This is a genomic window from Cellulomonas dongxiuzhuiae (genome assembly GCF_018623035.1).
Taxonomy (GTDB): Bacteria; Actinomycetota; Actinomycetes; order Actinomycetales; family Cellulomonadaceae; genus Cellulomonas; species Cellulomonas dongxiuzhuiae.
This window is the reverse complement of sequence record NZ_CP076023.1, coordinates 2075364-2096707: the sequence shown is the minus strand read 5'-3', so window position 1 is coordinate 2096707 and position 21344 is coordinate 2075364. Positions and strand designations below refer to the sequence as shown.

General features: G+C 73.6%; 16 protein-coding genes. 6 read left to right on the top strand and 10 right to left on the bottom strand.

Annotation, left to right across the window (positions count from 1 at the left end):
- Positions 1-12 precede the first annotated feature (12 nt).
- On the bottom strand, positions 13-2781 hold the full coding sequence (locus KKR89_RS09435; protein WP_208195118.1) for a cellulose-binding domain-containing protein: 2769 nt from the start codon (positions 2779-2781) through the stop codon (positions 13-15).
- A gap of 305 nt (positions 2782-3086) precedes the next feature.
- Between KKR89_RS09435 and KKR89_RS09430 the strand changes: the two genes are divergently transcribed.
- Positions 3087-3299, top strand: coding sequence for a hypothetical protein (locus KKR89_RS09430; protein ID WP_191779539.1), 213 nt, complete (start codon positions 3087-3089; stop codon positions 3297-3299).
- A gap of 23 nt (positions 3300-3322) precedes the next feature.
- On the opposite strand, the gene KKR89_RS09425 is transcribed toward KKR89_RS09430, so the two are convergent.
- The 4 genes from KKR89_RS09425 to ligD (KKR89_RS09410) all read right to left on the bottom strand — a co-directional run bounded on the left by KKR89_RS09425 (position 3323) and on the right by ligD (KKR89_RS09410) (position 7024).
- On the bottom strand, positions 3323-4516 hold the full coding sequence (locus KKR89_RS09425; RefSeq protein WP_208195117.1) for an App1 family protein: 1194 nt from the start codon (positions 4514-4516) through the stop codon (positions 3323-3325).
- Positions 4513-5088: a Dps family protein gene (locus tag KKR89_RS09420; protein ID WP_208195116.1), complete on the bottom strand. Its 576-nt coding sequence runs from the start codon at positions 5086-5088 to the stop codon at positions 4513-4515. Before KKR89_RS09420 ends, KKR89_RS09425 begins: the two co-directional genes overlap by 4 nt.
- Positions 5089-5192: 104 nt before the next feature.
- A complete protein-coding gene (ligD, locus tag KKR89_RS09415; protein WP_208195115.1) occupies positions 5193-6101 on the bottom strand; it encodes a non-homologous end-joining DNA ligase in 909 nt (302 codons plus the stop codon).
- The gene (ligD, locus tag KKR89_RS09410; protein ID WP_243882336.1) at positions 6098-7024 is read right to left on the bottom strand and encodes a non-homologous end-joining DNA ligase; all 927 of its coding nucleotides are present in this window, start codon (positions 7022-7024) and stop codon (positions 6098-6100) included. The genes ligD (KKR89_RS09415) and ligD (KKR89_RS09410) overlap by 4 nt, the downstream gene beginning before the upstream one ends.
- Before the next feature lie 92 nt (positions 7025-7116).
- Between ligD (KKR89_RS09410) and ku the strand changes: the two genes are divergently transcribed.
- The 3 genes from ku to KKR89_RS09395 all read left to right on the top strand — a co-directional run bounded on the left by ku (position 7117) and on the right by KKR89_RS09395 (position 9576).
- Positions 7117-8121: a non-homologous end joining protein Ku gene (gene ku, locus KKR89_RS09405; protein WP_208195113.1), complete on the top strand. Its 1005-nt coding sequence runs from the start codon at positions 7117-7119 to the stop codon at positions 8119-8121.
- On the top strand, positions 8118-9155 hold the full coding sequence (locus KKR89_RS09400) for a PHP domain-containing protein (RefSeq protein WP_208195112.1): 1038 nt from the start codon (positions 8118-8120) through the stop codon (positions 9153-9155). The genes ku and KKR89_RS09400 overlap by 4 nt, the downstream gene beginning before the upstream one ends.
- Before the next feature lie 139 nt (positions 9156-9294).
- Complete coding sequence (locus KKR89_RS09395; RefSeq protein ID WP_208195111.1) at positions 9295-9576, top strand: HU family DNA-binding protein; 282 nt, start codon at positions 9295-9297, stop codon at positions 9574-9576.
- Positions 9577-9654: 78 nt separating this feature from the next.
- On the opposite strand, the gene KKR89_RS09390 is transcribed toward KKR89_RS09395, so the two are convergent.
- Positions 9655-10188, bottom strand: a complete 534-nt coding sequence (locus KKR89_RS09390) for a DUF6328 family protein (RefSeq protein WP_208195110.1) — start codon at positions 10186-10188, stop codon at positions 9655-9657.
- Positions 10189-10293: 105 nt separating this feature from the next.
- Between KKR89_RS09390 and KKR89_RS09385 the strand changes: the two genes are divergently transcribed.
- The gene (locus tag KKR89_RS09385) at positions 10294-11367 is read left to right on the top strand and encodes a threonine aldolase family protein (protein WP_251140837.1); all 1074 of its coding nucleotides are present in this window, start codon (positions 10294-10296) and stop codon (positions 11365-11367) included.
- A gap of 58 nt (positions 11368-11425) precedes the next feature.
- Here KKR89_RS09385 and KKR89_RS09380 read toward each other — a convergent pair whose 3' ends face one another.
- The 3 genes from KKR89_RS09380 to KKR89_RS09370 form a co-directional block, all read right to left on the bottom strand.
- On the bottom strand, positions 11426-13201 hold the full coding sequence (locus tag KKR89_RS09380) for a cellulase family glycosylhydrolase (RefSeq protein WP_251140836.1): 1776 nt from the start codon (positions 13199-13201) through the stop codon (positions 11426-11428).
- Between the two features lie 119 nt (positions 13202-13320).
- Entirely contained in the window at positions 13321-15219 is a 1899-nt protein-coding gene (locus KKR89_RS09375) for a glycoside hydrolase family 6 protein (protein ID WP_208195108.1), read from the bottom strand.
- 280 nt (positions 15220-15499) lie between these two features.
- Entirely contained in the window at positions 15500-16594 is a 1095-nt protein-coding gene (locus KKR89_RS09370; protein ID WP_208195107.1) for a LacI family DNA-binding transcriptional regulator, read from the bottom strand.
- Between the two features lie 32 nt (positions 16595-16626).
- Here KKR89_RS09370 and KKR89_RS09365 point away from each other — a divergent pair, with 32 nt between their 5' ends.
- Positions 16627-19338, top strand: a complete 2712-nt coding sequence (locus KKR89_RS09365; protein ID WP_243882213.1) for a substrate-binding domain-containing protein — start codon at positions 16627-16629, stop codon at positions 19336-19338.
- 67 nt (positions 19339-19405) lie between these two features.
- Here the strand turns inward: KKR89_RS09365 and KKR89_RS09360 are convergent, their stop codons facing one another.
- Positions 19406-21166 (bottom strand): DEAD/DEAH box helicase, encoded by a 1761-nt coding sequence (locus KKR89_RS09360; protein WP_208195106.1) that lies wholly within the window; start codon positions 21164-21166, stop codon positions 19406-19408.
- Positions 21167-21344: the final 178 nt, after the last annotated feature.

Genomic DNA, 21344 nt, shown 5'->3' with positions numbered 1-21344 from the left:
CGTCGTGCGAGGTCAGGACAGCGCGCAGGGAGTCCCGTCGAGCGTCGCCGACGTCGGGGGCGTGGACGTGCCCGTGTGAGTCCCGTTGAAGCCCACGTCGACGCTCGCCCCCGGCGTCAGGCGCCCGTTCCAGGGCGCGTTCGTCGCCGTGACGACCGGCCCCCTCTGGGACCAGTCCGCGCTCCAGCCCTGCTGCAGCCGCTGCCCGTCGGCGTAGGTCAGACGCAGCGTCCAGCCGTCCAGCGTCGCGTTGTCCCCGTGGGTGAGACGCACCGCGGCCGTGAAGCCCGTGCTCCAGCTGTTCGCCGTGTACCGCACGCTGCACGCGGCACCCGGTGGCGGGGTGGAGGTCGGCGACGCACCGGGCGTGGGCGTCGGCGGGGCGGTCGGCGTCACGGTGGGTCCGGGCGTCGGGTCCGTGGTCACCGTCGGCGTGGGCGTGGGTCCGGCGGTCGTGCTCGGCGTGGGCGTGGGGGCCGCCCCGTCCGACGTCCCCACGACGATGCCGCGACCGTTCGTGCCGACGTACACCCGACCGAAGACGTCCGGGTCACCCGTGATCGCCGCTCCCGTCCAGGCGTACCGGTGCTCGTCGTCGTTGATGCGCAGCCACGTGGAGCCGCCGTCGGTCGAGCGGAAGAACCCGCGCACGCCGTCCCGCTGCGACGTCGTGTAGACGGCCGGGTACGTCGCGCCGGGCGCGGCCTTGCCGAACCCGACGGCACCGCCGTCATCGAACCCCGGGAGCTTCGTGAAGCTCGTCCCGCTGTCGGTCGAGCGGTACAGCCCGTTCTCCGCCGCCAGCCAGACGTGGCCCTCGTGGCCGGGGACGGCGCCGAACCGCACGTTGCCCTCCGTCGGGAACCCGGTCGCCGCCGACGCCGCGAACGACGCACCGCCGTCCGTCGAGGTGTAGAACCGGCCGGCCGCGTAGGCGTAGAACGTCGTCGGGCTGACGCGGTCCGACTCGACCTGCGCCTGCGCAGGCACACCCGTGGACGGTGTCCACGACGAGCCCAGGGTCGTCGAGACGTGCACGCCCGTGCCCTGCGGGCTCCACACGATCCTGCCGCCGTCGGCGGACATCGCGACCGTGCCCGAGCTGGTGACGCCTGCCGGCTCCTGACCGGCCCACCACGAAGCGCCCGACGTCGTCGACACCGCGACGTGAGACTCGACCTCACCGTCGACCGCGTGCCCGACGCGCACGACCGTCGCGGGCTTGCTCTGCGCGAAGTCCACGCCCGTGACCGACCCGTGCACGGGCTGGGTGTAGATGCTCTCGGGCACCCGGGTGATGTCGGTGTGCACGAAGCCGCCCAGGTCGCCGAGGCCGGAGTACAGCTCGACCTCACCGGGCGGTGCCGCGAGGTCGAGCACCGCGGTCTCCTCGATCCCGCGAGCGCGGATCGTGAGGTCGATCTTCCCGCCCGTATCCCAGTCGGTGAGGTTGTCCGTGCCCCACACGGTCGCGCCGGTCCCGTACAGCATGGCGTCGGAGTCGAACGGGTCGATCTCGAGCGACTCGGTCATCCACCCGAGCTTGACCAGCGGCTCCGGCTCGGTCGCGGTGGTCGCGCCCATCGTGATCCACGGCGTGGCGGAGTAGTCCATCGTGTAGCGCAACGAGCGCGCGGGATACCCGGCCCAGTCCCAGATGCGCGTCCACGTGGCACCCCGGTCCGTCGAGCGGAAGACGACGACGTCGGGCCACCACGACACCTGCGAGGCGACCATGATCGTGTCGGGGTCCTGCCGGTCGACGGTGAGCCCGGAGAAGCCGTAGTACAGGTCCTCGGACGCCAGCGGCAGCGGCGAGACGTCCGTCCACGTGCCGGTCGCGGCGTCGAGGCGGTGCACCTGACCCTTGGCGCCGTCGTACGGGCCGCCGGTGTCGGACGTCGCGACGTACAGCTGGCCTCCCTGCGCGTCGTACACGCCCTTGTGAGGGATGAAGCCGGTCGGCTGACCCGGAACGCGCTGCCACGTCGCTCCCGCGTCGGTCGAGCGGTAGACGTTGTTCTCCTTGTCGGCGACGCCGACGTAGATGGTCCGCGTGGGCGATCCGGCGGTCCCGGACATCGGGTCGAACGTCACCCACACGACGCCCTGGTTCTGCGTGAGGTAGGAGTTGTCCGACGTGGGGTCCTGCGCGTAGGTCCCGGGGTTGGGGAAGCCGGCGACCTGCGACCAGCTGACACCGCGGTCGGTCGAGCGCCACAGGCCGTGGCCGTTCTCGGTGCCGAGGTACAGCACACGGTTGTCGTGGGGGTCGATCTGCAGGCGCTCACCCATGCCGCGTCCGGGCATGTTGCCGCCCACCTTGAACGGCAGGACGGTGCGCTGCCACGTCTCCCCGCGGTCGGAGGACCGCAGGACGGCGCCGTTCAGGGGGTCCCAGTCGTTGGTGTAGGTGCCCACGGCCGCGTACACGCGGTCCGGGTCGACCGCGTCGGTCGCGAGCGACAGGACCCCGGTGTAGCTCCACTCGTCCCACCCGACGTGGTCCAGCAGCGGGATCCACCGCTCGGTCGCCGGGTCGAGGCGGTAGGCGCCGCCGATGTCGGTGCGCGCGTAGACGAGTCCCTGCTCACCCTGGTTGTAGACGATGCCGGGGACGAAGCCGCCACCGCCGATCTCGACGTTGCCCCACGTGTAGCCGGTCGCGGCCGTCGAGGCGGTGGCAGTGGCGGTGGCCGACCCACCGCTCGCGGCTCCCAGGACGAGCGCCGCGACGGCCCCCGCCACGGCAAGGGGGGCGATCACAGGGGGGACACGCATCAGCTGCTCCTTCGGGACGGAGCCGTGCCGGGGCAGGTGCGGCCGGCACCGCGACGGCGCCGGCCGCACCGGTGACGCCGGCGCCGGGGACCCGGTTCGCGGCCGGTCGGCCGGGGGTCTGGGGGCACGCTATTGATGCGCTTCGACGGACGTCAGCCGACGAAGCGATTAGGGCCCCGGTCCGGCACGGACCCGGAGCCGCCTCCCGGCGTGACGCGCGACACGCCGAGGCGTCCGCGCGCGACACGCGCACCCGGGCCCGCGAGCGGGTGCGGTAACCGCCCGGGTGTTGGTAGAACCGGTGCATGAGTCCGAATCGCACGCCCGACCTGACGTCCGACCCCGCGGCTCACGGCCTCGCGGACCAGCCCGTGGTGCAGGCCGACCTGGACGCCGCGGACGCCCGTACGGGGGGAGACCCCGCACGGGCGCCGCGCTCGCTGCGCGCGTCGGAGCTGGGCCCCGACGACGAGGCGATCGCCTCGAGCGACGACTGGGACGACCCCGAGCGGCTCTGAGCCGACGGGGACCGCCCGCCGGCTCAGCCGACGAGCCCGGTCTCCCGCACGCGCTCCAGGAGCTCCTCGCCGTCCGCGCCGAGCACCACCGGGATGCCGGGAGCCTCGTCGGCGGCGTCCTCCGCCTCCTCCTGCTCGGGGGCGGCGGTGGGCAGGCCACGCGACAGCACGTGCTCGCCCGCCGTGAGCTGGCGGATCAGCACGGCCTCGACCCGCTCCGGGTGGCGGGCCACCGCGCCGGCGTAGATCTGCGGGTCGTGCTGGCCGTCGTCGCCCACGAGGATCCAGCGCACCTGCGGCAGCTCGGCGAACAGCCGGCGCAGCTGGGCGACCTTGTGCCGCTGGCCGCTGCGGAACAGGCCCGTGTTCGTCGGCCCCCAGTCCGTCAGCAGCATCGGCCCGGCCGGGTAGTCGTTGCGTCGCAGGAACCGGCCGATCGCCGGCGCCGCGTTCCACGCCCCGGTCGACAGGTAGACCACCGGGGAGTCGGGTCGCGCGGACCTCAGCTCGCGGTACAGCTGCGACATGCCGGGCACGGCCTCGCGCGCGTTCTCGTGACGGACGAAGACGTTCCACGCCGCCACGAAGGGTCGCGGCAGGCGCGTGACCATCACGGTGTCGTCGATGTCGCTGACGATCCCGACGGTCGGCTCGGGCCCGACGACGACCACACGCGTCGTGGTGCGGGCGCCGTCGAGCGAGGTGAGCGTCAGGTCGTGCCACCCGGGCGCCAGGTCGGCGTCGACGAGCTCGTCGACGTAGCCGCCGCGGTCCGTCGTCAACCGGTGGGACGTCCCCCCGATGGTGACCTCGACGGGCGCGCCGGCGACCGGCGCGGTGAAGAACGAGCGCCACCCGCGCACGGCGTCGGCCGGGCGCTCGCCCGTCTGGGCGTCGGCGCCGCTGTCCGGCAGGTCCTGCTGCCGCACGGCCGGCGACGCGAGCATGGTGCGCGCCAGCACGCGCACCTTCCCGCGCGAGCCGTACCCGGCGTACCCGACGACCCGGACGGTCCAGCCCCGGCGCCGCAGCACGTGCGCGAGCACCGAGTCGAACCGGTCCTCCAGGCGCGCCGCCACGTGCGGGCGCTGCACCGCGGTCCCGTCGGGGTTCTCGAGCCGCGGCGCGACGCGGCCCGCACGCAGGTCCTCATCGCCGGACGGGCCGGCGCGACCGGGCTGCGCGGGGCGCGTGCCGGGGCGCTGCGCGGTCGTCACGACGACGTGTGCGAGGCGGCGGCCTCGGCGGCCTGGGCCGCGCCCTTCTCGGTCGACTCGGCGGCCGTCGACAGCGCACCACCGGAGGACTCGAGGTGCGCACGGACGAACCAGTGGAAGAGCTCGAGCTCGCCCAGGTGACCGACCAGGAGGTCGTTGGTCACGGTGTCGAGCTCCTCGGTCTGCGCGGCAGCGGCCCGGTGGTCGGTGATGACGCCGACGTACACCTCGTTGAGCGCACCGAGGTGCTCGGCGGTGCTCGCGCGCCCGATCGAGTAGTCGTCCCACGTGCGGGCCGCGACGAGCGCGCCGGGCGTGCCGACCGGTACGGACCCGAGCGTCGCGATGCGCTCGGCGGTCGCGTCGACCATCAGCCGCACGGCGTCGACCTGCGGGTCGATCATCTCGTGGACCGCGATGAAGTGCGGCCCGACGACGTTCCAGTGGATGTGCTTGAGGGTGAGCGCCAGGTCGTTGAGAGCGTGCAGACGTTCCTGCAGGATCGCCGCCACCTTCGCGCCGTCCTCCGGTGTGAGGGACGGGACGGTGTACTTCGGCAGATCGCGGGCCATGACCACTCCTTCGCGTACGTGCCGGGCTCGTCCGGCCCGGGTCACGTCCACGCTGCCAGGACCCGCGGGTGCCCGCCATCGGGGCGCGCCGTGCGTGCGCCCGCTCACACGTCGAAGGGATCGCCGTCCCTCACCAGTCGCGCGGCCGCCTCACCGGCCGTGAGCTGCGCCAGACCCGGCCCGATCTCGTCCCAGTGGCGTGGCGCCGCCACGGTGGGGCGGTCGCGCCCGCGCAGGGACCAGGGCGTGATCGTCGTCTTCGCGGGGTGGTTCTGCGACCAGTCCAGCAGCACCTTCCCCCCGCGGACGTCCTTGCGCTGCACCGCGACGACGAGGTCCGGGTGCTCGGCCGCGAGCGCCAGGGCGAGCGTGCGCGCGTCCTGGCGGACCGCGGTGGCAGCGCGCGGCCGGGGGAGCGGGGCGTAGAGCTGCAGGCCCTTGGAGCCCGACGTGACCGGAACGGTGTGCTCGAGGCCGTCGTCCCGCAGGCGGTCCGCGACGAGGTGGGCGACGCGCGCGCACTCGTCGAGGCCCGCGCCGGGTCCGGGGTCGAGGTCCACGACGAGGCGGTCGGCGTCGCGCAGCCCTCCGCGGGGGCCGACGGTCCACTGGGGCGTGTGGAGCTCGAGGGCGCCGGAGTTCGCGGCCCACATGAGCCCGGCGAGGTCGTCGAGGAACGGCAGGTCGAGGATCGTGCCCTGGTCGTCGGTGCCGGGCGACGCCGGCAGCCGCTGGTGGCGCAGCCAGGACGGCGCACCACGCGGCGTGTTCTTCTCGAAGAACTTCTCGCCGCCCACGCCGTCGGGCCACCGGATGCGCGTCACGGGCCGGTCGCGCAGCTGGCGCAGGATCGCCGGCTCCACCTGGACGAGGTAGTCCATGACCTCGGCCTTGGTGGTCCCCGTCGCGGGGTACAGGACCTTGTCGAGGTGGGTGAGGCGCACGGGGCGTCCGCCGACGTCGACGGTCTGCCGCTCGGGGCTCGCGCCGCCCGCGTCCCCGCGCGGCGTCACGGCTGTCCCCAGGGGTCGGCGGCCACGTCGGTCCGGACCCCGCGCACGACCGGCTGCCGGAGGCGACCCGACGGTGTGCGGAGCAGGTACAGCACCTCGACGACCACGACGGGATCACACCAGACGGCGCCGCGCGCGTCCACGGCGGGCACGTCGTCGGCGAAGGGGCTGCCGTCGCGCTCGTGCGTCGAGAGGAGCTCGCGCATCAGGCGTGCGGCGCCGCCCCCGAGCCCGGACCCGGCCCGGCCCAGGTAGCGCAGGCCGCCGTCCTCGTCGGGCGCGCCCAGCAGGAGCGCGCCGAGGCGCCCGGTGCCGGTCGACTCCGGGCGCCACCCCCCGACGAGGGCCGTCCGGGTAAGCCGGTGTGCGGCTTTCACCCAGTCGGGCGACCGCCGTCCGGGTCGGTACGGCGCGTCGCGGCGCTTGGCGACGACGCCCTCCAGGCCGTGCGCGGCCGTGACCCGCCACAGGTCGTCACCGTCGTCGTACCAGGGCGACGGCTGGACGTGCTCCGGGAGCGCCAGAGCGTCGAGCACCGCGCGGCGCGCCTCCAGCGGCAGGCCGGTCAGGTCACGCCCGTCGTGGCGCAGCACGTCGAAGGCGAGGTAGGTGACCGGGCGGGCCGCCGCGAGCGCCTCGGCCCGCCGTGCCTCCCGCACGTGCATCCGCTCGGCCAGGGCCGCGAACGAGGGGCGCCCGGCGTCCATGAGCACCACCTCGCCGTCCAGCAGCACGTCACCGAGGGCCGCGAGCCCGCCGAGCTCGGGGTAGGCGGGCGTGACGTCCCGCTCGTTGCGGCTGGTCAGCCGCAGCACTCCGTCCCGCACGTCGGCGAGGACCCGGACACCGTCCCACTTGACCTCGAACACCCAGTCGCGGCCGCGCGGGAGCGCCGCGGGTGCAGGCGCCGGGGTGGCGAGCATGGGCTCCACGGGTCCATCCTGCCCGTGGACGGTGCAGCGGGTCGCGTGGGCGGCCCAGGTGGGCGCCACCGCCACGACGAAGGAGGACGGCCGTGCGGGCGATCTGGAAGGGCGCAGTGGCCTTCGGTCTGGTGAACGTGCCGGTGCGGCTGTACGCGGCGACGGGGGAGCACGAGATCCGGCTGCACCAGGTGCACCGGGAGGACGGCGGTCGCATCCGCTACCGCAAGGTCTGCAGCATCGACGGCGAGAGCGTCGAGTGGTCGGACATCGCCAAGGGGTACGAGACGCAGGACGGCGACCTCGTCGTGCTGACGGACGAGGACTTCCAGCAGCTGCCGCTGTCCACCGAGCGCGAGATCGAGGTCCTGGAGTTCGTGCCCGCGGAGCAGGTCGACCCGATCCTGCTGCAGAAGACCTACTTCCTCGAGCCCGACAAGACCGCGGCCAAGCCGTACGCGCTGCTGCGGGGCGCGCTCGAGGAGACGGACCGCGTCGCGGTCGTGAAGGTCGCGATCCGGCAGCGGGAGTCGATGGCGGTGCTGCGGGTCCGCGACAAGGTCATCGTGCTGCAGACCCTGCTGTGGCCCGACGAGGTGCGCGAGGCGGACTTCCCCGTCCTCGACGACGACGTCACGGTCCGGCCCCAGGAGCTGACGATGGCGTCGTCCCTCGTCGAGTCCCTCGCGGGCGACTTCGACCCGTCGCAGTACGAGGACGCGTACGTCGCGGCGCTCGAGCAGCTCATCGCCGCGAAGGTGTCGTCGGGCGACACGCAGGCGCCCCCGGCCCCGCCGGAGGAGGAGGCGTCCGAGGGCGGCGGCGAGGTCGTCGACCTGCTGGCGGCGCTGCAGCGCTCCGTCGACAAGGCGCGCGCGGCGCGTGGCGAGGAGGCTCCCGAGGCCACGCCCCCGAAGAGCTCCACCAAGAGCGGCACGGCGGCGAAGAAGCCGGCGACGACGTCGGCCGCGGGCAAGGGGTCGTCCGGCAAGGGCTCGTCCGGCAAGGCGTCCGCCGCCAAGGCGAGCGCCAAGGACGACGACGCGGGTGAGGAGTCGGCGCCCGCGCGTCGCCGGGCCCGCACCAAGGCGTCGTGAGCGCTGGGGAGGACCGGGACCGGGCCGTCGCGACGCTGCGACGCATCGCCTTCCTCCTCGAGCGCGGGCAGGCCAGCCGCTACCGCGCCGAGGCGTACCGTGCGGCGGCGCGCACGGTCGAACGGCAGGACGAGGCGCGCCTGGGGACCCTCGTGCGCGCCGGCGCGCTGACGGACCTGCCGGCGGTCGGGAGCAGCACGGCCGAGGTGGTCGCGCGCACCTGGTCGGGGCGTCCGGTGCCCGCACTGGTCGACCTCGAGGAGCAGGCCGCCGCGCAGGACGCCCGCACGACGCCCGCGGCCGTGGAGCTGCACTCCGCCCTGCGGGGCGACCTGCACAGCCACACGGAGGCCAGCGACGGCGCGACGCCCGTCCAGGAGATGGTCCTGGCCGAGCTCGAGCTGGGGCGCGACTACCTGGCGGTCACCGACCACTCGCCGCGGCTGACGGTCGCCAACGGGCTGTCGGCCTCACGGCTGCGGGCGCAGCTCGCCCAGCTCGACTCCCTGCGTCCCGCCGTCGCGCCCTTCGAGGTGCTCAGCGGCATCGAGGTGGACATCCTCGACGACGGCTCGCTCGACCAGGACCCGGACCTGCTGGACGAGCTGGACGTCGTCGTCGCCTCGGTGCACTCGAAGCTGCGGATGGAGCGCGCCGCGATGACGCGCCGCATGCTCGCGGCGGTGCGCAACCCCCGCACCGACGTCCTGGGGCACTGCACGGGCCGGCAGGTGGCCGGCAAGCACCGGCCCCCGAGCGAGTTCGACGCCCGCGCCGTGTTCGACGCGTGCGCCGAGCACGGCGTCGCCGTCGAGATCAACTGCCGCCCCGACCGCCTCGACCCGCCGCACGAGCTGCTGCAGGTCGCCGTCGACGCGGGCTGCGAGTTCACGATCGACTCGGACGCGCACGCCCCCGGTCAGCTCGACTGGCTGCGCGTGGGGTGCGAGCGCGCGGTCGCCCACGGCATCGGACCCGACCGCGTGGTGACGGCCCGCAGCGCCGTGGAGGTGCGGGAACGTGGTCGGCGGTGACCGACGACACGGGGCGCGTCGGCGCGCCACGCCCGGGTGGCCCGGTTAGGGTCGGAGACCGTGCGCACGCTCGTCGTGCGGCACCGCCGCGGCGCGTACCGTGCCGTGGCTGCGAACCGAGCACCGAGGAGCACCCGTCGTGAGCGTCAACCGCACCGAGCTCGTCCAGGCAGTCGCCGAGAAGGCCGGGCTGACCAACGCCGACACCGACAAGGCTCTCAAGGCCCTGCAGGAGGTCGTCGTGGAGCAGCTCGCCGACGGCGGCAGCGTGTCGATCCCCGGCTTCCTCGCGGTCGCGCGCGCCGACCGTGCGGCGCGTACCGGCGTCAACCCCCAGACGGGCGAGAAGCTGGACATCCCCGCGGGCTACCGCGTCAAGATCACGGCGGGCAGCGCGCTCAAGCGCGCCGTCCAGGGCTGAGACGACCGACGGCCCCGTGCCGCACCCCCGGGTGCGGCACGGGGCCGTCGTCGTCCCCGGCACCGGGTGCGCGAGGTCTCAGCGCGTGCCGTCCTCCGGTTCCGCCCGGTAGGCGATCAGGTGGGGGATCACCACCCACATCACGGCGATCACCAGCAGCACGGACCCTCCCGCCACCTGCCCCGCCGTGCGGTCCAGCACGACGTCGAACAGCAGCATCGCCGCGCCCGTCAGCACCAGTGCCAGCGCCGCGAGCCCGGCACGGGCGAACCAGTGCCCCGCGTCGACGAGCTGCGGCTTGAGGCGCCGCCGGAAGAGCAGCCGGTGGAGGCTGACGGGCGCGATGATGAGCACGGTCGCCAGGACCGCGAGCGCCACCAGGACGAGGTAGACGTCCTGCTGGTAGGCGTCGAGGTCGGAGAACCGCGCCTGGAAGGGCAGCGTCAGCAGGAACCCGGTGAGGATCTGCGCCCCGGTCTGCGTCACGCGCAGCTCCTGCAGCAGCTCCTCCCAGTTGCGGTCCATCCGCTCGATGAACGTCTCGTCGCGACCGTCCTCGGTCGGTGCAGGATGCGGTGCTGCGGGCCGGGCGGCGTCGGCGGTGCGGTCCATCGTGGGGTGTCTCCTGTCGGTCGGCTGCACGGATCATGCCGCCCGCAGGGCCGACGTGCACGACGACGACCGCGGTGCGGGCGCCGGATCGGCGAGACTGGGGACGTGACCGAACACGCGCCCGCCGTCCGCCACTTCGCCTCGGACAACTACGCAGGTGTGCACCCCGAGGTGCTCGCCGCGGTGGCCGAGGCGAACGTCGGTCACGTGCCGGCCTACGGGGACGACCCGTGGACGGCCCGCCTGCAGGAGGTCGTGCGCGAGCAGCTCGGTGAGCACGCCGTCGCCTACCCGGTCCTCAACGGGACCGGCGCGAACGTGGTCGCCCTGCAGGCCATGCTGCCCCGGTGGGGTGCCGTGGTCTGCAGCGAGGCGGCGCACGTCCACACCGACGAGAACGGCGCACCCGAGCGTGTCGGGGGACTGAAGCTCCTGACCGTCCCGGCGCCGGACGGCCGACTGACGCCCGAGCTCGTGGCACGGCAGGCCTGGGGCTTCGGGGACGTGCACCGCGCGCAGCCGGGCGTCGTGTCGCTCACGCAGGCCACGGAGCTGGGCACCGTGTACACGCCGCAGGCCGTGCGTGAGCTGTGCGACCAGGCGCACGCGCTCGGGATGCGCGTCCACATGGACGGCGCCCGCCTCGCCAACGCGGCCGCGCACCTCGGCCTGCCGCTGCGCGCCCTCACGACGGACTGCGGGGTGGACGTCCTGTCGCTCGGCGGCACGAAGAACGGTCTGCTGCTCGGTGAGGCCGTCGTGGTCCTGGACCCCGAGGCCGTCGCCGGCGTGGAGTACCTGCGCAAGAGCGACATGCAGCTCACCTCGAAGATGCGGTTCGTCTCGGCACAGCTCGTCGCGCTGTACGAGGGCGACCTGTGGCTGCGCTCGGCCCAGCACGCCAACGCGATGGCCGCGCGCCTGCGGGCGGGCATCGACGCGCTCGGCGCGCTGCAGGTCGCGCAGCCCACCGAGGCGAACGCCGTCTTCGTCCGGCTGCCGGCACCCGTCGCGGAGGCGTTGCGCCGGCGGTGGCGGTTCTACGACTGGGACGTGACGGACGGCACGGTCCGTCTCATGTGCGCGTTCGACACCACACCGCAGGACGTCGACGAGCTGCTCGACGCCCTGCGGCACGCGTTGGCGGACGGCGACGGGGCCGGCGCCACGCGGGCCTGAACGCGGTCCGACCGCCGCACCCGGGCGGGTGCGGTGGTCGGACCTGCGAGCGAGCGTGTCAGCGCACCGTGCAGGCCGCGCCGTTGAGCGCGAAGCCCGCGGGGGTGCCGGCCGTCCCGCCGTGGGAGGCGTTGAACCCGATCTCGGCGGTACCGCCGGCGGCCAGCGTGCCGTTCCACGCCGCGCTCGTCACCGTGACGGCGCTGCCGGACTGGGACCACGTGCCGCCCCAGCCCTGTGTGACGGCGACCCCCGCGGGGGCGGTGAACGTGAGGGTCCACGCGCTCAGCGCGGGCCCGGTGTTCGTCAGACGGATCGAGCCGGACAGGCCCGAGCTCCACGAGCTCGCGCTGTACGTGACGGTGCACGCACCCGTCGCCGCGGTCGGGCTGGGCGTGGGCGTGGGTGTCACGGACGGTGTGGGCGTGACCGACGGCGTGGGCGTGACCGTGGGGGTGACCGACGGCGTGGGCGTCGGGCTGACCGTGGCCGTGGGGCTGGTGGTCGTGCCCCCGCCGTTGACCTGCGAGAGCGACGTGCCGGTCGTGCTGCCGGCGCCTCCCAGGGGCACGTCGTGGTCGAGCCCGACGAACTTGCCGCCGTGCTGCCACAGCGCCGGCTTGAGCAGGGCGTACTTCTCCTCGTCCCACGTCGCCCAGTCGTAGCCGAGCAGACCACCGGTGTCGCCGGAGTTGGGGTTGAGCACCCAGAACGTGTGGCTCAGGCGCCGGTCGACGATGAGGTCGCGCAGCGCGAGCATCCACTTCTCGTTCTTGCCGCCGTCCATGAACCCGCCCCACTCACCGATGAGGAGGGGCGCGATGTTCTCCTTGTGCAGGTACAGCCAGTTCGGGTCCCACACGTCGCGCTCGAGGCTCGCACGGTCGAAGTCGCCCTTGAACCACGACTGCTCGAACACGAGCGGTCCGTAGTCGTGCGGCGAGTACACGAGCTGGTCCTGGTTCGCGCCCAGGTCGATCGGGAAGTCGCGCACGCCGCGCAGGTTGCCGCCCCACCACGTCCCGTAGTAGTCCGTCAGCCCCTTCGACGACCACGAGACGCCCGGCTTGGGGTAGATCTCGATGCCCTCGACGAACACGAGCCAGTTCGGGTTGATCGCGAGCACCTTGCGCGAGGCCGTCTCGGCGAAGTGCTTGAAGTTGTCCTTGTCGGTCGACCCGTCCCACTTGGCGCGCTCGGTGTCGCCCTGGGTGCCGTGCGGCTCGTTCTTGATGTCGGCACCGATGATGGTGTCGTCGCTCTTCCAGCGGGTCGCGGCCCACTCCCACCCCTCGTACACCTTCTCCGTGGTGATGTCGCCCTTCCACCACGTGGGGTAGACGTGCCCGGAGTTGTCGGCCTCGGCGCTGTGCACGTCGAGGAACACCTTGATGCCGTACTCCTCGCACATGTCGAGCCACTTCTCGAAGACCTGCAGGCTGTTGAGGCCCGCGAGCTCCGGGTTGGCGAACTCGTTGACGTTCGGCTTGGTGAACGTCCCGGCCTTCCACTCCAGCAGCAGCTGGGCGGAGATCGGCACCCGGACGACGTTGAGGCCGCGTGCGGCGATGTCCTGGGTGAGGGTGCGCATGTTGGCCGACCACAGGCCGTGGAAGACGCGCTCGGTGGCGTTGAAGCCGAACCAGTTGACGCCGGTCAGCCACACCTCCTTGCCGGACGCGTCGACGATCTTGTTGCCCTGCACGTGCAGCCAGTCCGGCGTGGCCGCGGCCTGCGCGGGTGCTGCGGACAGGGCGAGAGGCAGTGCGAGGGCACCGACGACGAGGGCGCCGCCGAGCGTGGTGCGCAGGCTGCGCACGCGTGAGCTGGACACGATTCTCCTGGTGGACGCGAAGGGGAGCTGAGGGTGGGGCTGCCGAAGGGGCCCTCCCGGACTGGTCCAGGAGGGCCCCTTCGGCACGTCAGGCGTTCACGCCGCCCGGCTCGTCAGCCTCAGGAGCAGGTGGCGCCGTTCAGCGTGAACGACGTCGGCGCGTTGTTGGTCCCGGAGTGCGAACCGTTGAAGCCGATGTCCACCGAGCCACCGGCCGCCAGCGAGCCGTTCCAGGCCTCGTTGGTGACCGTCACGGCCGAGCCGGACTGCGCCCACTTGGCGCTCCAGCCCTGCTGGACCTGCTGACCGTTGGCGAAGCTGAACTTCAGGGTCCAGCCGCTGAGGGCGGCGGTCCCGCGGTTCGTGATCTTCACCGAGGCCGTGAAGCCGTTGTTCCAGCTGTTCGCCGTGTAGCTCACCGAGCAGGACGCACCCGGGTTCTGCGTGGGCGTCGCCGACGGCGTGGGGCTGACCGACGGCGTCGGTGTCACCGACGGGGTCGGGGTGACCGACGGCGTGGGCGTGACCGACGGCGTCGGGGTGACCGAGGGCGTCGGCGTGACCGACGGGGTCGGGGTCGGGGTGGCCGTCGGGCCCGGGTCGCTGCTGGTCGGGATCACCGGGTAGGCGTTCTTGACGAGCGTCTTGAACTGCGCCTCGAACCACTGTCCGGCGAGCGGGGCGTCCGGCGTGGCGCCCGTCAGCGTGTTGGCCAGCTTGGGCGACACGAAGGTCGGGTCGCACATGCGGTCGAAGCTCTTGCCCTGGTCGTTCGCGATCTCCTTCGAGGCGCCGTCGGACTCGCCCGGCGGCTTGATCCAGACGTACGCGTCGAGGTGAGAGGCCGCGGGGGCACCGGCCGGGGAGGCCGTCGGCAGCTCGCCGATGCCGGCACCGAGCGGGTTGCACCAGGCGCCGCGGTGCGTGCGGCGGTCGATGCGCGACTCGTTCACGTAGGTGTTGAGGTCGGTGCTGGTCGACACCGCGGTCGGACGGTTCGGGCCGCCCCAGCCGTTGCGCGAGGTGTCGATGAGCATGCCGGTCGAGCTGGGGAAGCCCGCCGCGACGAGCAGCGAGTGCAGGTGCTGCGTCCAGGCCAGCTCACCGAAGTCCGGGTTCCACTCGTAGTACGACGACGAGCGGACCTGACCGCTGCCGACCTGCTTGTTCGGGTCGGGGAGGAACGGCTCGGACAGCGGGGTGCTGTTGGCCGTGTTCGTCACGAAGCCGTCGATGGACGCGAAGCCCTTCTTCGTCGTCTTGGCGACGTCGGCGAAGAGCGTGGCGGCGGGACCGGCGTTGCTGTCCCAGCCGAGCCAGCCGGAGTGGGCGGCGTCGATGTAGGTGTAGACGTTGTCGAGCGTCTTGAGCTCGTCGAGCGCGTACTTCACGCCCGCGCGGTAGTACGGCGCGGACTGCTGGCACGTGGCCTCGGAGATGTTCGTGATGAGGTTCGGCAGCGAGTCGGGCTCGATCGTCGCAGCGATCCGCAGGTCCTGGTACTTCGGGTCCGAGAGCAGGTCGACGATGGGGTCGATGTACTCGGTCTGGTACCGGGCCAGGCCGGCGTCGGAGGCCGGGAGCTCCCCGTTGGACGCGAGCGCGAAGCAGTCGCGGCCGGGCAGGTTGTAGATGACGAGGTTGAAGACGAGCGGCGTGCTGCCGGTCTTCTGCTTCACCGCCTCGTCCAGGTGGAACTTCAGGCCGTTGCCGTCGGCGTTGCCCGCGATGGCGCTGATGCGGTCCATCCAGACAGCGGTCGGCTGCTTGGCCACCGTGCGCATCTGCGCCGCCAGCGTGGCGTCACCGGCACGTGTGGCAGCGCTCTCAACCGTCGCTGCCCATGTGGGGTTCACGTACTGCTTGGCACCGGCGTAGGGGTTGTCGACGTGAGCTTCGGCCGCGTTCGCGGACGTGCTCGCGAGCGTCAGCGGCACTGCGACGAGCGCCGTTGCCGTCGCGGCGGTCGCGACAGCGCGCCAACGCCGTGCGGCCGTTCGATTGCCGTGTGTGGACACGGGTGTCCTCCGGGGGGTCGGTCGGTCGCACCCGGCCCTCGGCGGCGACGGGTGCGAGCCGCCGCGGACTCCAGTCCACGACGACTGCTGCGGAATCCATCACGTGCGTGCTCGGGAGGGATCCGCGCAAATCGTTTAGGCGTGGTGCCGTTACCAAATCGTGACCTTCTCACGGGCCTGCCACCTGCGGTGGATCCGCAGGTCAGCGGCCGATCGCGTCCGGATCGCAGCCCGGGGGGCGGTCATGCGACCGCCCCAGGGTCGACGTGCGCGGGCCGCCTCAGCGCGACCGCGGGCCGGTGCTGCCGCGGACCGCCAGACCGCCCACCTCGATCTGCCGCACGGGGGTCGGCTGCGAGTCGAGGATGGTCAGGACCGCCTCGCCCACGGCTGTGCCGAGGTCGGCCTGGACCGAGGGGAGTGCGGTGATCGACGGCGTCGCGAGCCGGCACAGCGCCGAGTCGGACAGCGCCACGACGGACACGTCCCACGGCACGGCCAGGCCGGTGCGACGCGCCACGTCGAGCGCCGCGACCGCCATGTGGTCGGTGTCGAAGACCACGGCCGACGGCGGCCGGTCACCCGTCAGCAGACGACGGCACGCCGCCGCTGCCTCCTCGGGGGAGCCCCCCGTCGGTTCGTGCGCCAGCGTGGCCCCGCCCGTGTCCAGCGCGCGCTCCATGCCCGCGACGCGTGAGCGCGTCCGCTGGAGCGAGGCCGGGCCGGTGACCGCGCCGACGTGCCGGTGCCCCAGCTCGATGAGGTAGCGCCCGACGCGCTCCGCGGCCTGCTCGTCGTCGACCCGGACGTTCGCGACCTCGCCGGGCACGTCGCCCGCACCGACGACGACCGCGGGGATCCGCAGGCGACGCAGCGCGTCCAGGCGGGGGTCCTCGGTCCGGACGTCGGTCACCACCATCACGTCGAAGCGACGCTCCGCCCACCACTCGCCGTACAGCGCCACCGCTGCGGGCAGGTCGTCGACGACCTGCAGCACCAGCGCCAGGCCGCGCGTCGCGAGCACGTCCTGGAGCGCGACGACGAACTCCAGGACGTGGGCGCCGTAGCCGACGGCACCGGTCAGCCCCCGGTCCACCACGAGCCCCACCGCGCGCGGTCCGCTGCGCATCGAGCGCGCGGCCGCGCTCGGCCGCCAGCCGAACTCGTCCGCCACGCGCAGCACGCGTTCTCGGGTCGCCGCGGAGACGCCGGGGCGACCGTTGAGCGCGTAGGACACGACGGCGATGGACACCCCCGCGGCCTTGGCGACGTCGGTGATCGTCGGTCGGCGGGCGCCAGGGCCGCCGAGGACGGGCTGCGCCCCGGTCGTCGGAGAGACAGCATCTTTGCCTGTGTCATGTGCAGGAGTGACCACGATCACCTAGTGTTGCGCCCGATGTGGGTGAAATGCATCAGCTCGACTCCGACGGCGTGGGCGAGGTGTGGAAGATGATGACTGTCCGACGCGGGGTGCCCGCCACGGTGCGTCGGACGATCGGCGTACTGTCTCCGGTCGTCGGAGGCTTCTACTTCGGGGCTGTGATCGCGGGCGTCGCACGCGCAGCACGCGGCGTGGGCCACCGCGTGGTGGCGGTCCAGACGTACCCCGCGGGCCTCGACCGCGAGCGCTACCCGGAGGAGTCGGTCCTCGACACGCCGGTGGCGCTGGGCGCGGTGGACGGCCTCGTCGTCGTCGGCAAGGCGCTGAGCCCCGAGCGGCTGGCCGCCGTCCGCGAGTGGGGCGTCCCCGTGGTGCTCATCAGCGAGGATCCGGCGCACCCGGACGACCCGGTCGTGGTCCCCGACAACGTCGGCGGCGTGCGGGCGGCCGTCGAGCACCTGATCTGGCACGGTCACACGGCCATCGGCTTCCTCGGGAACCTGGGTCAGCGGGACATGCGCGAGCGCTTCGCGGCGTACCGGACCACGCTCGCCGAGCACGGGATCGAGTCCGACGACTCGTGGTGGTACGAGGCGTCCGACAACCAGGAGCAGGGTGGCGCCGACGCGGCGGCGCGCATGCTGCAGGCGGGCACGCCCACGACGGCGGTCATCGCGGCGACCGACCGCAACGCGGTCGGCTTCCAGCGCGCCCTGCGCTCCCACGGCCTCGTGCTGCCGCGCGACCAGGCGGTGGTGGCGTTCGACCACGCCGACTCCGGTGCCCGGGTCAGCCCGCGGCTGTCCACCGTCGACGCGCACTTCGGGCGTGTCGGCGAGCACGCCGTCGGCCTGCTGCTGGCCCGCATGCGCGGCGACGACGTGATGCCGGGGGAGCACCGCGTGCCGTCGTCGCTCGTCGTGCGTGAGTCGTGCGGGTGCACCGAGATCACGTCGCCCGGTGCGGACAGCACCGGCGGCGACGTGGCGGGCGAGGAGCTGCTGCGCCGGCTCGCGGAGTCGGCGTTCGCCGGTCCCGCGGGGTCAGCGGTGTCGCGACGTGCCGGACCCGACGCGCGCGAGGCGTGGTGGCGTGCCGTGGAGGAGCCCGTCGAGGTCGCTGCCGAGCGGGGCATCTCACCCGCCCCGGCCGCGCTCGGGCGGCTCTCCGACCTCACGGCCGCGCTGCAGCCGCACCCGGAGGCCCTGGAGCAGATGGTCACTGTGCTGCGCACGGTCGAGGGCCGCCGCGTCGAGGCGCTCGGTGAGACCCGTGCGGGCAACGCCACCGCGGTGCGCCGTGCCGTGACGGACGTCCTGCTGGCGGTCACCAAGGGCTGCACGCGGGCGATGCTCGCGCGCAGCGGGCAGCTCGAGCGCACCATCGTCGACCAGTACGAGGTCGACATGGACCTGCTGCGGGGCGACGGCGCGAGCCCGCGCGCCCTGGGCTGGCTGCCGCGTGGTGTGCGGGGGCATGCCTGCCTGGGCCTGTGGGTGGGCACCGACCGCGGACCCGGCGACCGTGAGATGGAGATCGTCGGCGTGCACGACACCAGCGGGACGCTCTCGCGCCTCGTCGGGGTGCGGACCACCGCCAGCCAGTTCCCGCCGGCGGCGCTGACGCGTGCGGGCACCGTGGGCTCGAACGAGCTGACGTTCGTCGTGCCGGTGACGTTCGGCGGCAGCGACTGGGGCCTGCTGGCGATCGACGGGACCGTCGAGACGCGCGCGACGCAGCCGCGTGACCGCTTCAACCACTGGGCGGCCCTGCTCGCCGTCGCCCTCGACCAGGAGCGGCTGCTGGGCTCGCTGCGTGAGCAGCGCAAGGCGCTCGAGCAGGCCGCGGCACGCGAGCGTGCGCTGGCCGACACGGTCCGGGAGAGCGAGGAGCGCTACGCGCTGGCCTCGATGGCGGCGCACGACGGCACGTGGGACTGGGACGTGTCCGCGGGGACCGTGTACTACTCGCCGCGCTGGAAGCAGACCCTCGGCTACGCGGAGGACGTCATCGGCGACCAGCCGTCGGAGTGGCTCGAGCGCGTCCACCCGGCGGACCGGGACGAGCTCTCGGCGGCGATCGCTGCCCAGCTCGCCGGCTGCGGCACGCCGCTGGAGCTCGAGCACCGGGTGCGCACGCAGTCGGGCGACTACCGCTGGATGATGTGCCGTGCCGTGACGGTGCTCGACGACGCCGGCTGCCCCGCCCGCCTGGTCGGCACGCTCGTCGACGTGACGGAGCGCAAGGAGGCGGAGATCGCGTTGCAGCGCGATGCGCTGCACGACCCGGAGACGGGCCTGGTCAACCGGCTGCTGTTCCTCGACCGGCTGGGCGCCGCGCTGCTGCGCTGCCGGCGGTCCGCCGGCTACGACTGCGCGATCGCGCTGGTCCGTGTCGTGGACGGTGGGGGCGTGTCGCGGGACGACGACCACGCGCCGGACGTGCACCGGGAGGTGGTCCGACAGCTGCGCCGGCCGCTGCGGGAGGGGGACACCACGGCCCGCACGGGGGAGGACGACTTCGCGATCCTCGTCGACGACGTCGGCTCCGGTGGGATGCCCGACCGGCTGACGGAGCTGCTCGAGAGGCTGCGCCGCGAGATCGGTCCCCGCATCTCCATCGGCGTGCTCGGCTCGGTCCGCGGCATGCGGGACGTCAACGAGGTCCTGCGCGAGGCGGACATCGTGCTGCTGCGCGGCCAGATGCGCAGCGATCCCCGGAACACCGCCGTGCGCTGACGCGGCACGGGGGACGACGAAGGGGCACCACCGCGAGGGTGGTGCCCCTTCGTCGTGCGGGGGAGTGTCAGGCGTGCGCGCGGTGCACGCGCTCACCGCGCGACGGGCCGCGTGTGGCCTGCGGGCCGGTGTCGAGGCGGATGCGCAGCGGGCGGCCCGCGACGCGCGTGCGTCCGAGGCGGTCGACCACCTCGGGCGTCAGGCCGTCGGGGATGTCGACGAGCGCGAAGCTGCCGAAGATGTCGATCTTGCCGACGTCCTTGCCGGTGAGGCCGCCCTCACCGGTCAGCGCGCCCACGAGCGCACCCGGCTGCAGGCCGTCGCGCTCGCCCACGGAGACGCGGTACCGCCCACGTCCGCTCGGGCCCGTCGTGCCGGGGCGACGGCGGTTGCCGGCGACCGCGCCACCGCGGGTGTCGTCGGCGCGGGCCTCGCGGGCGCGGCGCACCGCGTCGTCGAGGTCCTCGAGCTCGGCTGCCGCGGCCGGCCCCTCGTCGCCGACAGCGAGCGCGGTGACGGCGGTGAGCAGGTCCAGCGGGTCGAGCTCGGGGTGCGCGGCGAGGTGCTCGCGCACGGCCTCGCCGACCACGTCGAGACGGCCGGCCTCCATGCGCGCCGCGGTGCGCGTCAGCAGCGCGGCCGCACGGTGGGCGCTGACCTGCGCGGGCGTCGGGATGGTGATCTCGATGAGCGGCGTGCGGGTGGTGCGCTCGATCTGGCGCAGGCGGGGACGCTCGCTCGGCGTGACGAACGTCAGCGCCTCGCCGGACCGCCCCGCGCGACCGGTGCGGCCGATGCGGTGCACGTAGGCCTCGGGCTCGCGCGGCAGGTCGAGGTTGACGACCAGGCCGATGCGCTCGACGTCGAGGCCGCGGGCGGCGACGTCGGTCGCGACCAGCACGTCCAGGGCGCCGGAGCGCAGGCGCTCGACGATCCGCTCGCGGTCGGACTGGGCGACGTCACCGCTGATGTGGGTCGCGGCGATGCCGCGCTGCACGAGGGCGTTGCCGATCTCCTCGGCCGCCTCGCGGGTGCGCACGAAGACGATGGCCGCATCGGCGTCGCTGACCGCGAGCACGCGGGCGAGCGCGCCCGCCTTGTGGCGGTAGGGCACGACGGCGAACGTCTGGCGCACGGAGTCGACCGTGGAGGACTGGCGCGTGACGGCGACCGACACGGGGTTCACCAGGTGCTTGTCGGCGACGCGGCGGATCTGGGTCGGCATGGTCGCGGAGAAGAGGGCGACCTGACGGCCGGCCGGCGTGCCGGACAGGACCTTGTCGACGTCCTCGGCGAAGCCCATCCGCAGCATCTCGTCGGCCTCGTCGAGGACGAGGAAGCGGACGTCCTCGAGGCGCAGCGTGCGGCGCTCGATGTGGTCGATGACGCGCCCGGGGGTGCCGACGACGACCTGTGCGCCGCGCGCCAGCGCCCGCTGCTGCGGGACGAACGGGGAGCCGCCGTAGACCGGGACGACCTGCAGGCCGGGCATGTCGGCGGCGAACGTCGTGATGGCGTCGGCGACCTGCATCGCGAGCTCGCGCGTCGGGGTGAGCACGATGACCTGCACCGCGGCGATGGCGGGGTCGATCGACTGGAGGATCGGCAGCCCGAAGGCGGCCGTCTTGCCGGTGCCCGTCTGGGCGACACCGACGACGTCACGGCCCGCGAGCAGCGCGGGGATCGTCTGCTCCTGGACCGGCGTCGGGGCCGTGAAGCCCAGCCGCTCGACCGCGGTGAGGATCCGGGGCTCGATGCCCAGGTCCGCGAAGCTCGTCGCGGGGGCCGGGGTCGTCGTGGGCAGGGCAGCAGGCATGGGGGTGCTCATGGATCACCGTTCGGTGGCAGCGGGGGAGAGCCGGGCGTCATGACGACGACCCGGACGTCGCTCACCCCGAACCAGACCACGCGCTGCTGTCAGCGGCACGTGCACGTGAACGAGAAGGGTGGTGCTTGCCGTACGACCGGCAGACCGCCCTACGAGAGGGGGATGCGACACGACTCCA